The organism is Algoriphagus sp. AGSA1 (assembly GCF_021390545.1).
Taxonomy (GTDB): domain Bacteria; phylum Bacteroidota; class Bacteroidia; order Cytophagales; family Cyclobacteriaceae; genus Algoriphagus.
In genome coordinates this window covers 1-14,204 of sequence record NZ_JAJUWR010000051.1, presented here as the reverse complement: position 1 = coordinate 14,204, position 14,204 = coordinate 1, and the positions used below count along the sequence as shown (strand labels likewise).

General features: G+C 44.8%; 13 protein-coding genes. 9 read left to right on the top strand and 4 right to left on the bottom strand.

Going from position 1 to position 14,204, the window contains the following annotated elements:
• Window positions 1-60: 60 nt before the first annotated feature.
• Complete coding sequence (gene nusA / locus LZF95_RS24735) at window positions 61-1,305, bottom strand: transcription termination factor NusA (RefSeq protein WP_233758076.1); 1,245 nt, start codon at window positions 1,303-1,305, stop codon at window positions 61-63.
• A gap of 5 nt (window positions 1,306-1,310) precedes the next feature.
• Complete coding sequence (rimP, locus tag LZF95_RS24730) at window positions 1,311-1,787, bottom strand: ribosome maturation factor RimP (protein WP_233758075.1); 477 nt, start codon at window positions 1,785-1,787, stop codon at window positions 1,311-1,313.
• Between the two features lie 480 nt (window positions 1,788-2,267).
• Between rimP and LZF95_RS24725 the strand changes: the two genes are divergently transcribed.
• The 5 genes from LZF95_RS24725 to rodA are packed head-to-tail and all read left to right on the top strand — an operon-like array spanning window position 2,268 to window position 7,727.
• Window positions 2,268-3,296 carry a rod shape-determining protein gene (locus LZF95_RS24725; RefSeq protein ID WP_233758074.1) on the top strand — a complete coding sequence of 343 codons (1,029 nt, stop codon included), beginning with the start codon at window positions 2,268-2,270 and terminating at the stop codon, window positions 3,294-3,296.
• A gap of 7 nt (window positions 3,297-3,303) precedes the next feature.
• On the top strand, window positions 3,304-4,140 hold the full coding sequence (gene mreC, locus LZF95_RS24720; protein WP_233758073.1) for a rod shape-determining protein MreC: 837 nt from the start codon (window positions 3,304-3,306) through the stop codon (window positions 4,138-4,140).
• Entirely contained in the window at window positions 4,130-4,651 is a 522-nt protein-coding gene (locus LZF95_RS24715; protein WP_233758072.1) for a rod shape-determining protein MreD, read from the top strand. Before mreC ends, LZF95_RS24715 begins: the two co-directional genes overlap by 11 nt.
• Window positions 4,651-6,453: a penicillin-binding protein 2 gene (gene mrdA, locus LZF95_RS24710; RefSeq protein ID WP_233758071.1), complete on the top strand. Its 1,803-nt coding sequence runs from the start codon at window positions 4,651-4,653 to the stop codon at window positions 6,451-6,453. Before LZF95_RS24715 ends, mrdA begins: the two co-directional genes overlap by 1 nt.
• Window positions 6,453-7,727 (top strand): rod shape-determining protein RodA, encoded by a 1,275-nt coding sequence (rodA, locus tag LZF95_RS24705; RefSeq protein WP_233758070.1) that lies wholly within the window; start codon window positions 6,453-6,455, stop codon window positions 7,725-7,727. The genes mrdA and rodA overlap by 1 nt, the downstream gene beginning before the upstream one ends.
• Here rodA and LZF95_RS24700 read toward each other — a convergent pair.
• Window positions 7,724-8,299 carry an HD domain-containing protein gene (locus LZF95_RS24700; protein WP_233758069.1) on the bottom strand — a complete coding sequence of 192 codons (576 nt, stop codon included), beginning with the start codon at window positions 8,297-8,299 and terminating at the stop codon, window positions 7,724-7,726. The two genes, rodA and LZF95_RS24700, sit on opposite strands and share 4 nt — an antisense overlap.
• A 473-nt stretch (window positions 8,300-8,772) precedes the next feature.
• Window positions 8,773-9,891, bottom strand: coding sequence for a hypothetical protein (locus tag LZF95_RS24695; protein ID WP_233758068.1), 1,119 nt, complete (start codon window positions 9,889-9,891; stop codon window positions 8,773-8,775).
• A gap of 33 nt (window positions 9,892-9,924) precedes the next feature.
• On the opposite strand from LZF95_RS24695, the gene LZF95_RS24690 reads away from it, so the two are divergent.
• The 4 genes from LZF95_RS24690 to rho all read left to right on the top strand — a co-directional run bounded on the left by LZF95_RS24690 (window position 9,925) and on the right by rho (window position 13,987).
• Window positions 9,925-10,251, top strand: coding sequence for a 2Fe-2S iron-sulfur cluster-binding protein (locus LZF95_RS24690; RefSeq protein WP_233758067.1), 327 nt, complete (start codon window positions 9,925-9,927; stop codon window positions 10,249-10,251).
• 8 nt (window positions 10,252-10,259) lie between these two features.
• The gene (locus LZF95_RS24685) at window positions 10,260-10,844 is read left to right on the top strand and encodes a thymidine kinase (protein WP_233758066.1); all 585 of its coding nucleotides are present in this window, start codon (window positions 10,260-10,262) and stop codon (window positions 10,842-10,844) included.
• A 122-nt stretch (window positions 10,845-10,966) separates the two neighbouring features.
• A complete protein-coding gene (recO, locus tag LZF95_RS24680; protein WP_233758065.1) occupies window positions 10,967-11,656 on the top strand; it encodes a DNA repair protein RecO in 690 nt (229 codons plus the stop codon).
• A gap of 528 nt (window positions 11,657-12,184) precedes the next feature.
• Window positions 12,185-13,987, top strand: coding sequence for a transcription termination factor Rho (gene rho / locus LZF95_RS24675; protein WP_233758064.1), 1,803 nt, complete (start codon window positions 12,185-12,187; stop codon window positions 13,985-13,987).
• Window positions 13,988-14,204: the final 217 nt, after the last annotated feature.

The following is a 14,204-nucleotide window of genomic DNA, read 5'->3' as shown; positions in this document are numbered from 1 at the left end:
GCAAAAACTTCTTTCGAAATCTTAAATAATTAGGGTATTACCCGGGGATTTTTTCCCGGTTTATTGGTCAAATTCTTGTCCGAGTATCCTGAATATCTCATCGACAGTCTCTTCTTCAAGCTCTGTTCTTCGGGTCAGGTCCTCCTTGGTCAAGCTCAATACGCTCTTGGCGGTATCCAAGCCTGTTTTCTTTAATTCGTCAATTATCCAGCTGTCGATTTCATCCACAAACTCCATCAAATCGACGTCTTCTTCTTCGTATTCGTTCAACTCACGGAATACATCGATCTCATAACCCACCAATCTACTGGCAAGTTTGATATTATATCCTCCTTTACCGATGGCCAGTGACACCTGGTCAGGCTTCAGGAATACGGATAACCTTTTCGTCTCCTCATTCACTGTAATCGAGGACACCTTGGCAGGGCTCAATGCCCTAGTGACATAAAGGTCCAGATTTTCAGTATAGTTGATCACATCAATATTCTCATTCTGCAATTCTCTTACCACAGCATGGATCCTGGAACCTTTCATTCCCACACAAGCCCCCACTGGATCGATACGGTCATCGTAAGATTCCACTGCTACTTTAGCTCTTTCACCCGGCTCCCTTACGATCTTGATGATAGTTATCAAACCATCATAAACCTCGGGAACCTCATTTTCAAATAAACGCTCCAGGAATACCGGTGAAGTCCTTGAAAGGATAATTTTCGGATTGCCATTGGACATGTCCACCCGGTGGACAATTGCCTTTACCGTATCCCCTTTCCTGAAACGGTCTTTGGAGATTTGCTCCGCTTTTGGCAAGATCAATTCGTTGCCTTCACCGTCCATCAAAAGAATCTCTCTTCCAAGGATCTGGTAAACCTCAGCACTTACAATCTCTCCTACTAGCTCTTCATACTTGTTATAAAGAATATCCTTTTCGAGATCTTTGATGCGCTGGATCAGCGTCTGACGGGCCATTTGTACCGCACGTCTGCCAAAAGCCTCCAATTCGATTTTCTCGTAAACCTCTTCCCCGATCTCAAAATCAGGTTCGATTTTTCTGGCTTCAGTAAAGCTTATTTTATCAAAATCCCAAATATCCTCAGAATCGTCATCGACAATTTCCCGGATACGGAATATCTCAAGGTCACCTTGATCAGCATTAATGGTCACATCGAAGTTTTCATCAGTTTCAAACTTCTTGCGGATCATCGCTCTGAACACATCTTCCAAGATACGGATCATTGTAGGTCGATCCACATTTTTAGATCTCGCAAATTCAGCGAAGGATTCTATTAAAACTCTGGCATCCATTTGATTTATTTAAAAGATACTTGTACAATTGTTTTCTTCATCTCTTCAAAGGGAAGAGAAATTTCCTCCTCTGTGGCTTTTTTGCCCTTTTCTTTTTTCTTTTTCACCAGTAAGCCCACCCCTGTATCACTCACTTCCAGCAGCTTGCCTACGATCTCCTCTCCTGAAGTCAAAGAAACCTTCAGCTCCCTACCGATATTCTTCTGAAACTGTCTTCTGCTACCCAAAGGATAATCCACGCCCGGTGAAGAAACCTCCAACACATAGGCTTCCGGCATCATCTCTTTTGCCTCCAACTCTTCCGAAACAGCCCTGCTTAGTTTGGCGCAGGCCTGGATCGTAACACCTCCATCAGCGTCCAAGAGGATATTAAGAAGCTTTTTGCCTGATTTCTCCGACATTTTCACTTCTACGACGAAATGACTTTCATCCGGAAGATGCTTCTCCACAATCTCTTCGATCGCCTGTTTCAATTCAGTCATAGTATGCATAATGAAAGAGGGGACCATATGGTGTCCCCTCCAGAAACTTTCGAATACGACGCAAAGGTAAAATATTTTTATAGTAAAAACAATGTGGCCACGAATCAAGAATTATAGATAATGAATATTTATGATTATCAGAATCCACACACGTAGGCAGCTCTTCTTTTTTAATCCCTAGAAGCAGTGCCCAACTCTCTCACATCAGTAATCTTAAATTCACCTCCCTTCTTCAAATCCCTGACCGCTTTTCCCATTGGCAATCAAAGGATCGGATATCCTGGTAGTTTTATTAAGTGAAAAACAATACAAACTGAAGCCGTATGGGAATCCTTTGATTTTTTGTTGCCAAAAAATATCCCGATTCTATCAAATTTGTCCCATTAAGATAATAATTTTGCCCACCCCCGTTTAATATGAGTGCTTAGCATAGTATATTAAACTCTTATTTACTCCAAAAAATACAATCAATACCTAAAAATGGGATTATTTGACTTTTTCTCTAGTGATATTGCAATTGACCTTGGTACAGCTAATACCCTGATCATCCATAAAGATAAAATCGTAGTTGACGAGCCCTCAATTATCGCCATCGACAAAACAACCAACCGCGTGCTGGCAGTAGGTCGGGAAGCGATGAACATGCATGAGAAAACGCATGAAAACATAAAAACCATCAGGCCACTGAAGGACGGGGTGATCGCCGATTTTTATGCGGCCGAACAAATGATCAGGGGATTGATCAAAATGATCCCTGGACAGAAGAAAGGGCTTTTCCCACAGTCACACCGTATGGTGATCTGTATCCCCTCCGGCATCACGGAAGTGGAAAAAAGAGCCGTACGTGATTCTGCGGAGCATGCCGGCGCAAAAGAGGTTTACATGATTTACGAACCTATCGCAGCAGCAATAGGCATAGGGATAGATATTGAAAAACCAATGGGATCCATGATCGTGGATATCGGAGGTGGAACCACTGAAATCGCACTGATCGCGTTGTCAGGAATCGTAGCGGACCAGAGTATCCGTGTAGCCGGTGATACCTTCACCAAAGACATTCTGGATTACATGCGCCGTCAGCACAACTTGCTGATCGGGGAGCGTTCTGCCGAAAAAGTAAAAATCGCCATCGGATCCGCGTTAACCGAACTGGATGAGCCTCCGGAAGATTACGAAATCAGAGGTCGTGACTTAATGACCGGTATCCCCAAGGTGATCAAGGTTTCCTATTCTGAAATAGCTTTCTCCCTTGACAAATCAGTCTCTAAAATAGAGGAAGCCGTGCTGAAAGCGCTGGAAATCTCCCCTCCTGAGCTTTCTGCGGATATCTACGACAACGGTATTCACCTCACCGGAGGTGGGGCGCTGCTGAAGGGCCTGGACAAAAGACTACATCAGAAGACCAAGCTGCCTATCCACATTGCTGAAGATCCGCTGAGGGCAGTAGTGAGAGGTACAGGCACCGCCCTGAAAAACGTACAGAATTTCCGAACAGTATTGATGACTTAAACCCCGAATGCTACGCATCCTTCAATTCCTTTATAGCCTAAGGTCTTTTCTATTGTTTGTTTTGCTTGAAGTCTTGGCGATAGGATTAATTGTCTCCAATAATTCACCCCAGGGTGCCGCTTTCTTCAATAGTGCCAATGCCCTCTCCGGTTCCATGCTCAAGACCCGCTCTGATGTAGTGGACTTCTTTTCGCTTGCAGAAGCAAATGACGCATTGCTCACAGAAAATGCCGCATTGATCCAGCAATTGAAAACCCTAAAGGAAATCCCCGACAGTGTTGATCTGCATCTGGATTCGGCATTGAAAGCGCAGTATGATTTCAAGGGAGCCCGCATCATCAGTAATTCGCTTCGCTTTGCCCAAAATCACCTCACCCTGAACAAAGGAGCCAAAGACGGGGTAAAACCGGGAATGGGCGTCTTCAATGAACAGGGGGTAGTGGGAAGGGTAAAATCAGTATCGGAGAACTATTCGGTGGCCATCTCCCTGCTCAACACGGAATTCCATCTTTCTGCCAAGATCAAGAGCAACGATTCATTTGGCTCGGTAAAATGGGATGGGAAAAATGCCAAAAAATCCAAACTGCTCTATGTCCCGCGGCACGTCACCGCCCAGCCCGGAGATACTGTGGTCACCACGGGATTCAGCGCTGTTTTTCCAGAAGGGATATTTGTAGGGATCATTGAATCAGTAAATCAAAGTGACAATCCAAACTACCTGGATATAGCCATAGAGCTGAGTACCGATTTCAGCAAAGTGCATTATGTCTATTTAGTAGAAAACAACAACTTGATCGAACTTGATTCATTAAAACAGCAAGCCGAGCTTACCAATGAACTTTAAGAATCTGCTTACTTACGTATTCATGGTTATTTGCCTGGTTCTCATACAGATTTTACTGTTGAAGAACCTGGCCCTGTTCGGAGTGGCTTTCTGCTTTATCTATCTTCTGGCTATTTTGAGCTTTCCCATCAATATGAGGAGCTTTCCTCTGATCCTGATAAGTTTTGGGCTGGGATTGCTCGTCGATGTCTTTTATGATACCCTGGGATTACACGCCGCTGCGTCCACGCTCATGGCCTTTTTGAGAACGTATTGGCTTAAAGCCATCAGCCCCAATGTGGGTTATGACGACACAAATAACCCTACCTTGAATGAAATGGGAACGGGCTGGTACTTAAGCTACTCTTTGCCTTTGGTTTTTGCTTTTTCACTGATGTTTTTCATCGCTGACCAGTGGGGAGTCGGAGGGTGGTATGGAGTGCTAAACAAAAGTCTTTTCTCTTCCATATTTACAGTCATTTTGGCTATAATTGTACAACTACTGTTCTTCAAACGCAGGAGAGGAATCTGATGAACGACCAAAGGCCCGTAGTAATTATCATATTTGTATTCATAATAGGCGCAGTACTGCTGACCAAGCTTTTTATGATACAGGTGATGGACGACAGTTTCTTGAAAAGAGCTGAGCGCAACGCCATCCAACGGGTGGTGGATCATCCCTATCGAGGATTGGTCTATGACCGCAAGGGAAAACTACTCGTATATAACAACCCGATTTTTGATCTGATGATTGTACCCAAGGAATTTCATGTGGGTGACACTACACGCTTCCTGGAACTTTTTGGGATTACCAAGGAGCACTTGATAGAATCCTACCAAGCGGCCCGAAAATATTCTTCTGTCAAACCATCTACATTCATCAAACAAATATCCACGAATGAATTTGCACGGATACAGGATTTTCTGATCGATTATCCAGGCTTGTTTATTATGACAAGGTCTGTTCGCTCCTATCCCAATCCTATTGCCTCGCACGCACTGGGATATATCGGGGAAATCAGTGGGAAACAGCTGGAACGGGACAGCTCCCGCTACTATGTGCAGGGGGATTACGTAGGCCTCAGTGGGATGGAACGCTTCTATGAAGACGAGCTCCGAGGTAAAAAAGGGGTTAAGTACAAAATGGTAAATGTACGTGGAGTGGATAAGGGCCCTTTTAAAGAAGGGGAATACGACACTGCCTCAGTGGCAGGCAGAAACATCAATTCCACACTGGACATGGAGCTGCAGCGGTATGGGGAAAAACTCATGATGGGAAAGACCGGTTCTGTGGTAGCCATAGAACCCAAGACCGGAGAGATTCTCGCCATGATCTCCGCGCCATTCTATGATCCAAACAGCCTTACCGGCTCCGAATTTGGGAAGAGCTATACCGCTCTGAACAAGCTGGAAACAAAACCGCTTTTCAACCGCCCCATCATGGCCACCTATCCTCCTGGGTCTATCTTCAAGATCGTACAAAGCTTAATTGGATTGCAGGAGGGTGTCTTAACCCCCTCTACTACCTTTGCCTGCAACAGATCCCTGGTGGCATGCCACAATCACCCGTCGCCTGTAAACCTGTTCGGGGCAATCAGGAATTCCTGTAATCCATATTATCACCAGGCGTTCAGACAAATCATCAACCGGGAGGTATCAAGCAACACATTTAAGGACACTGAAATCGGACTTAACGCCTGGAGAGAGAAGGTGTTGAAATTCGGTCTTGGCTCCCCACTGGGAGTGGATATGCCAAATGAAAAGAAAGGGTTGGTGCCCAACAGTGCCTATTATGACCACTACTATGGCAATGGCCGTTGGAAATACTCCACTATTTATTCCTTGTCAATAGGTCAGGGAGAACTGTTGGTCACCCCTTTGCAAATGGCCAATCTAGCAGCAATTTTTGCCAACAAAGGCTATTATTATACACCTCATCTGATACGATCTATAGACGGAGATAAAAATAAAATCCCAGAGGAATACCTCACCAAACATGATGTAGGAGTAGATGCACATCACTTTGACATGGTGCAGGACGCTATGACGGAAGCCCTTTACGGAACGGCCACCCGGGCCATCATCAAAGACATACAGATTGCGGGAAAGACCGGTACTGCCCAGAATCCGCACGGGGAAGATCATTCAGTATTCATAGCCTTTGCCCCAAAAGACAATCCGCAGATCGCCATCGCCGTGTACGTGGAAAATGCCGGGTGGGGAGGAAGAGCTGCCGCAAGCACAGCTTCACTGATGATAGAAAAATACCTTAAGGACAGTATATCCAGGCCTGCCCTGGAAGAATATGTGTTGGCCGGAAACTTCATTTATTGATGGGAGAAAGAGATATCAACATAAACAGGGTGGATTGGATCACCGTGATGATCTATTTCGCATTGGTAATGATAGGATGGTTTAACATCTATGCAGCCGTTTATGATGGCCAGGTGGACAAAAGCATCTTTGACACCTCAATCAATTCCGGAATCCAACTGGTATGGATAGGAACAGCAATCGCTATTATCATCGTAATCATGGCTGCGGATTACCGGCTCTTTGAAAATCTGGCCATTCCTATCTATATAGTAATGCTGGTATTGCTGCTTCTCACTCCCTTTTTGGGAAAAGAGGTAAATGGACAGATACTTTCGATTGGAATTGGTTCTTTCCGCATCCAGCCCGGAGAGTTTGCCAAATTTGCCACTGCATTGGCACTGGCGAAATTTATGGAAAGGCCTACTTTTGATCTCTCCAAACCCCAGTATCAACTCCAGGCATTTGCTGTTCTCCTACTCCCGATCATACTGATTATTCTTCAGCCCGACACTGGTACGGCCATGGTGTATTTTTCCTTGTTGATCATGTTTTACCGGGAGGGACTTCCTCAGAAATACTACGTGATTGGCATAGGAGCTATTGCGCTTGTACTGCTGTCCTTGGGAATCGAAAACAATCTGTATCTGGCGGGAGCCATCGTTATCCTTGTGGTAATCCTCATTTTGATGGGCAAGAAAACACCTCAACAGATCATCGCGTTCAGCGTAATCGGGCTTGTGCTGATCGCATTTACCTACAGTATTGATTATGTGGTGTCCAAGCTTCCCCAGCATCAGCAAAACAGAGTGATGGTTCTTTTCAACCCCGACCTGGATCCCTTGGGCGTGGGCTGGAACGTCACCCAATCAAAAATCGCCATAGGATCCGGGGGGCTCACAGGAAAGGGCTATCTCCAGGGCACCCAGACCAAGTTTGACTTTGTGCCGGAGCAGCATACAGATTTCATCTTTTGTACGCTGGGTGAAGAGTTTGGCTGGCTGGGAAGCTTCGTTGTCATCGCCCTGTTTGTCACCCTGCTTACCCGATTGGTGATCATGGCTGAACGTCAGAAAAACAGATTCAGTAGGATTTACGGCTATGGGGTAATCTCTATTCTGATGTTTCACTTTATGATCAATATTGCCATGACCATTGGCCTGTTCCCCGTTGTCGGAATCCCGCTTCCATTCTTCAGCTATGGTGGCTCATCACTCTGGTCATTTACCATTTTGCTCTTTATTTTCATCAAGATGGACAGCTCTCGGGCACTTCAGCTGGGCCGATTGGGCTAAGACTTTAAAAGCTTTTCCAACCAAATCTGCTTTTGGGGCTCTCTGTTCTTTCTTGCAAACGGCGTATGGTAATGGTGTGCTTTCAAAAAATCAATCTGAAGCTTCTTCCATTGCCTGGCGTTGGAGATTACTCCCATATACTTTAACTCCGCATAGAGTTTTTCACTGATCTCCGGATAATCCTCCCTACCCAGATAGTCCAGATCCGCATCACAAAGGATCTGCTGAAGGTAATTCCGGGGAGTCTGGGGGATTTTGGTAGCCATTACCAGTCCCTTTATCCGATCAATATCCTCTCGATCCACGTCTAACTTCAGAAGAATACCTTCTGCCATTCCGGCCCCTACTTCCTCATGGTTTACGGAGCCTTTGAGAAATCCCATATCATGGACAAGCGCCCCTACACGCAGCAAGTACCTATCCTTTTCCGAAATCTTTTCTCTCCTGATATACTGGTTACAGACACGAATTACATCTAACGTATGATCAATCCCATGATAGGTCAAACTTTTTGGCAGATTTGCCTTTAGTTCTGACAATACTTGTGTTCGAAGCGTACGGTATCCCTTCATGTGTTTGTTATTTCGGATCTCTGTCTAAATGAGCGTTTTACACAGAGATAAAACAGGAACATAGACTGAAAAATCGTCTTTCCAGCAGACAATACCGGAAAGACGAACACTTAGCCTGGTTAAGTTATAAAATTAACATTGAAAGCAACACTTTTAACTAAAATGACCTTGAAAGGGTTTTCACCTTTCGCAAAAAGAAAAAGAGCCCGGGCACGGCTCTTTACTCAAGTGACGATCAACATACTTTCAAGGGGCATGTCCTACTGCTTTTGACAGTATTGCTACGGTACTTACTTTGGGTCTGCTGAAAGACGTCAGCAATAGATTAAAAGCTTTCATTTTGAATGATTAGCCCATTTTTCATGCGAGCGGTTTTTCAGCAAGTGCAAGCTTTTTGACTACAATTACGTATATATTCGTGTACCAGGAGATCCCAAAATCGGGATTTTCAAACCATACGGATCACGAAGATATTAGACTTCAAACTTCCTATATACGAGCAGCAGAAATTCCTGCACGGGTTCGGTATCAACCTTCCATCCTAATTCCCCCACATATCGGGAGTTTACCAAGCCAATTGCCTCATCAAACGCACTACACTTATCTATAGACTTAAGTGCATGCTTGAGCAGATCAGCATTTCCATCAAAAAGCTCCTTGGTAAACATAAATCGCTGGTTTATCGCAACACTTTCTGCCAGTTCGCCCATTATACCCTTCATTCCTTTATAGGAGAGGGTTTCAAACTTCGCCCTCAGATTAGATGCGTCTAATCCCCCTGGAATCCCATTGGTATAAGCTGTTTGAACTATTTTGACCGACTCCCTCTCCGCTATGTCCACCTGCTCGGGCTTCACTTGTCCTATTTCGGAAGCCTCGATTTCCACTTGATCAAAGAAAGAACTTTTGGTTTCCTGCTCTTTGGTCTGAGCTGAAGTAGCATATTCCACACCAGTACCCGGGATATTCTCCTGGACCAAATAGGAATCCAGGTCAAATGGTTTCACGTCTCCAAGGGTAGCCAGCAACAAATTCACAGACTCCAGCGAATCCTGGATTGCCTGATAATTTGCGGCAACAGCACGCAAATAGGCACTTTCATCATGGCCAAAGCCGGCCTTGTCAATCAGGAAATCAACAGCCCTCGCATGCCACTTATAGTACTTTTTGTTTTCTTTCAGAAAATCATTGATCTTTCCCTCTGGGGCATTGGAAATCTCCCTTTGGTAAAAGGAAACCGGATCCGTAGCGACCTGTACAGCCTGCACCACCGCACGTTCGAGTAAAGGCCGCAGCTGATCTTTTTCTATCTTGATTCTCCTGGAAAGCACATTCATAAACTCCGTCAGCGCCTCATGCACAGCTATATCCCTATAGTCAAAGTAGGGACTGCTCTTCAGCTTCTCCAGTTCCACCTGCCATAGTTCGAACAGACTTTTGAGGATAAAGAAATTCACCTGGGTACTGGTGGTCAGATTCACGATATCCTGTCCGGTCATGTATTGCTTGGAGCCAAAAAACCGCCCACAAACAACTGCGGCATAGTCTTCGGCGTATTTTTCTAAATAATTGCTGTTAATTTGAATAGTCATTATAAAGTGGCGTTTACAAAAGTCAACGAACAAATGCCTCATATCGTCATAGAAAACCTATTTAATCTGAGGATTAATTCTTCTAGCGTTCATCGTAAAGTTATCGAAATTATTCATGAAAATAATATTGACTGGATGCATGCCTGTGGCAAAAAAGGCAGATGTACCACATGCAAAATAATCATGGTATCCGGTGAGGAATATCTCTCCCCTCCTACCAAAGCAGAACTTGATTTTCTAAAGCAAGGAAGATTGAAAACTGGTGAAAGACTGGCCTGTCAGGCAGAACTTTCTCAAGGAGAGATCGTTGTCCGTGTGGGTAAATTCAATAAATTCCCACATATAGAATACAGCGAATAGCAACAGGTATGTTTTTAGAACCTTCAATAGGCAGGCAGAAGTCCTCAGGCAGAAAAGGACAGATCGAGGTGATCTGCGGCTCCATGTTTTCCGGGAAAACAGAAGAATTGATCCGTAGGCTCAATCGTGCCAGAATAGCGAAACAAAAAGTAGAGATCTTCAAGCCTTCCATAGACAAGCGTTACGACGAAAATGATGTGGTGTCCCACAATGAAAACTCCATACGTTCCACTCCTGTCCACTTTGCTGATGACATCCTATTATTAAGCGGGGACTGTGACGTGGTAGGCATAGATGAGGTGCAGTTCTTTGATGAGCAGATCGTCCCTGTGGCTCAAAAACTTGCCAATCAAGGAAAGCGAGTTATCCTTGCCGGGCTGGATATGGACTTTGAGGGAAATCCATTTGAACCCATGCCTAAGTTGATGGCCATAGCTGAATTTGTCACTAAGGTGAACGCTGTATGTATGAAATGCGGGGATTTGGCGGCATTTTCTTTCAGGCTATCGGATGCCAAAGAAAAGGTGGTTCTGGGTGAAAAGGAAAGCTATGAGGCAAGGTGTAGGAAGTGTTTTTATGAAGACAGAAAATAGGTTGATGTGGGATGTCCGGTGTTGGATGTCTGTCCTTTTATAAAATATCTGCGTGATATCTGCGTATTTCTCTGCGTTGATCTGCGGGAAACAACGCGGAAATTTACAGGAAACATAAAAAAATGCTTAAAAAAACCCAAGGGATAGTACTAAGTTCCATACGGTACAAAGAATCAAGTATCATCGTAAAGATTTTTACCCGGGAGCTTGGACTGAAAGCTTACCTGGTCAATGGTGTGCGTGCCCAGGGAAATAAAACAAAAATCGCGCTGTACCAACCCCTAACCCTTCTTGATCTTGTAGTTTATGACAAAGACAGTGCTGGCTTACAACGCATTTCCGATGCCCAGCTCCATAGAGCACAGCAACTTATACCTTTTGATTTCACCCGTACCGGGATCGCGCTTTTCATCACAGAGGTGGTCAGCAAGTCCATCTACGAAAATTATCAGAACGAATCGCTTTTTGATTTTCTGAAAAAATGTGTCCTTGACCTTGACAGTAAAGAAGCGCGGCTTGGGCAGTTCCCATTGGTATTTCTGATCGAGAAAGCCAGGTATTTAGGGTTTGCACCAGAAGGTGCAGAGGGCTTTCTGTCTGAAAGTCGCTCCCAGCCGTTTTCTGCAATTGAGCTACAACAAGCACAAAACTACCTTTCTGATCTGATGACGGGCTCTTTTGCCAACCAGACCAGAGTCGGCAAAGCACTCCGTCAGAAGCTTTTGGATCACCTGTTGGATTTCTATAGCCAACATTTGGATAATCCCGGAAACTGGAAATCTTTGATGATTTTGAGACAACTGAATGTTTAAATCCGACCCAAGGTTTTATACGTTGCCATGAATTAGGACAAAACAAGGAAAATGAAAACTTACATTTCATATAATCCGCGCTGATCTGCGCCCTTTTCCGCGAGAATCTGCGGGAACCACTTAATCCTCCCGAAAAAACATTCATCAACGCAATTGAAAGAAAAACTTCCCTTTCCGTGTAATCTGCGCTGATCTGCGCCCTTTTCTGCGAGAATCTGCGGGAACTATTTAATCCTCCCTAAAAAACATTCATCAACACAATTGAAAGAAAAACTTCCCTTTCCGTTTAACCTGCGCTGATCTGCGCCCTTTTCTGCGGGAAACACTCGAGACTTTCAGAAAAAACAACCTATACAGGATAAATATTTGGTTTATACAAACACAAGGCTTAATATTGTGACATCACCGTGAATGAGCAAGCCAGCCCACTTTGGCTTGAGTGTTTTCTGCAGATCTTTTTTGCTCGGAAAATCATCCACGATCTCAAATACCGCATTTACTACATTATATTTATTTCATCCCCTCTTTATGTACAACATAGAAGAACTCAGAGTCAGATTATTATCTGAACTGAAGGAAATCGCTGAGGAGCTAGGTGTCAAAAACCGCAAATCTCTAAAGAAAGACGAACTCGTCTATGCTATCCTTGACCAGCAGGCCATCACACCTGAGCAGGCCCTTCCAAAAAAGAAACCTTCATCCTCTACCCCTTCGGAACCTGAAAAAACTCCGACAAAGCCAGTAGCTTCTCCCAAAGCCACTACTCCCGCTACTCCCAAACCTGTAGAGGAAGCGGAGTACAAACCGAAGTTTAAGAGACAGAACGTCACTGCTGTTCCAAAAGCGGAAGAGCTCCCTTCGGAAGAGCAAAAAAAACCTGTAGAAGCAAGAAGCGACAAGGATGCCAAGCCGGACTGGAAAGCTAAAAAAGAAGCCCAACCGGAACGTCCAGATAAAGCCCTGCAACCCAAAGCTGAAACCTCCCCTGAGGAACCAAAAACATTCAGACCTAGACGCAAAGCTATTGAAGATACAGATCAAGCTGCCCAAGCTTCTGAAGAAAAACCTAAAAACATCCCCCTTCAACCTAAACCGGAGCAGGAGATAGAACTTCCCAGAAGAAGAAACTTCAAGTCGCCTGACGAAGTGATGGCTCCTGCAGCGGAGACTGTCCCTCACACAAGCCGCAGACGTCCGGGAGTCAATCCTAGGGAATTTGATGGCGTGATTGAAAATGAGGGAGTACTGGAAATGATGCAGGAAGGATATGGATTCCTTCGCTCCTTGGATTACAACTACCTTGCTTCACCGGATGACATCTATGTATCCCCAAGCCAGGTGAAACTTTTTGGCCTCAAAACCGGCGATCACATCAAAGGATCCATCAGACCGCCTAAAGAAGGGGAAAAGTATTTTGCCCTTTTGAAAATTTTCACTGTCAACGGCAAGACCACAGATGAGATCCGGGACCGCGTGCCTTTCGAGTACCTGACCCCTCTTTTCCCTGAAGAAAGATTAAACCTCTCTACCACGGGAGACAAATTCTCCACCCGTGTAGTGGATCTTTTTGCCCCTATCGGAAAAGGCCAAAGAGGTATGATCGTAGCTCAGCCCAAAACCGGTAAAACGGTACTGCTACAGCAAATCGCAAACGCGATCACCAAAAACCACCCGGAAGTCCACTTGATGATCCTACTGATCGACGAGCGACCTGAAGAAGTGACGGATATGGCCAGATCGGTAAATGCAGAGGTGATTTCCTCCACGTTTGACGAGACCGCCGATAGGCATGTGAAAGTGTCCAATATCGTTTTGGAAAAAGCCAAGCGTATGGTGGAAGTGGGCCATGATGTAGTGATCCTGTTGGATTCCATCACCAGACTTGCAAGAGCCCACAACACGGTAGTACCAAGTTCAGGGAAAATCCTTTCCGGTGGTGTGGATGCCAATGCCCTTCACAAGCCTAAGCGTTTCTTCGGTGCGGCACGTAACGTGGAGAATGGCGGTTCATTGACCATCATCGCTACTGCACTCGTGGAAACAGGCTCGAAAATGGATGAGGTGATCTTTGAGGAATTCAAAGGAACCGGCAACATGGAACTTGCCCTGGACCGTAAGCTTGCCAACAGAAGAATCTATCCTTCCATCGATGTGCTCAACTCAGGCACCCGTCGCGAGGATCTATTGATGGACAAAGAAGAAATGCAACGTGTGTGGATACTCCGTAAACTGATGAGCGACATGAATTCCCAGGAGTCTATGGAATTCCTACTTCAAAGAATGAAGGGAACCCGGGACAATGCCGAGTTTTTGATCAGCATGAATGGGTAAAGCACCGTTTTTTTAAAATTTCAAAAACCTTGATTTGTTTCAAATCAAGGTTTTTTTGTGTTGTTACTTGATAACTTTCATGAAGTAAAAGAGGATCAGCCGGAATAGCTGGGGAGCTGGTTATTTTAAGCATAGATATTTGATAGTCTGAACAGGAAGAATTCAATGTTGGTGACACCTCTGAACTGAGCCCTGAATGCCTTGATTTTTGCATTGA

What these genes read in the sequence shown, in the direction of transcription:
- nusA (WP_233758076.1), bottom strand. Translation starts at nt 1,305, where the DNA reads ATGGATGCCAGAGTTTTAATAGAATCCTTCGCTGAATTTGCGAGATCT.
- rimP (WP_233758075.1), bottom strand. Translation starts at nt 1,787, where the DNA reads ATGACTGAATTGAAACAGGCGATCGAAGAGATTGTGGAGAAGCATCTT.
- LZF95_RS24725 (WP_233758074.1), top strand. Translation starts at nt 2,268, where the DNA reads ATGGGATTATTTGACTTTTTCTCTAGTGATATTGCAATTGACCTTGGT.
- mreC (WP_233758073.1), top strand. Translation starts at nt 3,304, where the DNA reads ATGCTACGCATCCTTCAATTCCTTTATAGCCTAAGGTCTTTTCTATTG.
- LZF95_RS24715 (WP_233758072.1), top strand. Translation starts at nt 4,130, where the DNA reads ATGAACTTTAAGAATCTGCTTACTTACGTATTCATGGTTATTTGCCTG.
- mrdA (WP_233758071.1), top strand. Translation starts at nt 4,651, where the DNA reads ATGAACGACCAAAGGCCCGTAGTAATTATCATATTTGTATTCATAATA.
- rodA (WP_233758070.1), top strand. Translation starts at nt 6,453, where the DNA reads ATGGGAGAAAGAGATATCAACATAAACAGGGTGGATTGGATCACCGTG.
- LZF95_RS24700 (WP_233758069.1), bottom strand. Translation starts at nt 8,299, where the DNA reads ATGAAGGGATACCGTACGCTTCGAACACAAGTATTGTCAGAACTAAAG.
- LZF95_RS24695 (WP_233758068.1), bottom strand. Translation starts at nt 9,891, where the DNA reads ATGACTATTCAAATTAACAGCAATTATTTAGAAAAATACGCCGAAGAC.
- LZF95_RS24690 (WP_233758067.1), top strand. Translation starts at nt 9,925, where the DNA reads ATGCCTCATATCGTCATAGAAAACCTATTTAATCTGAGGATTAATTCT.
- LZF95_RS24685 (WP_233758066.1), top strand. Translation starts at nt 10,260, where the DNA reads ATGTTTTTAGAACCTTCAATAGGCAGGCAGAAGTCCTCAGGCAGAAAA.
- recO (WP_233758065.1), top strand. Translation starts at nt 10,967, where the DNA reads ATGCTTAAAAAAACCCAAGGGATAGTACTAAGTTCCATACGGTACAAA.
- rho (WP_233758064.1), top strand. Translation starts at nt 12,185, where the DNA reads ATGTACAACATAGAAGAACTCAGAGTCAGATTATTATCTGAACTGAAG.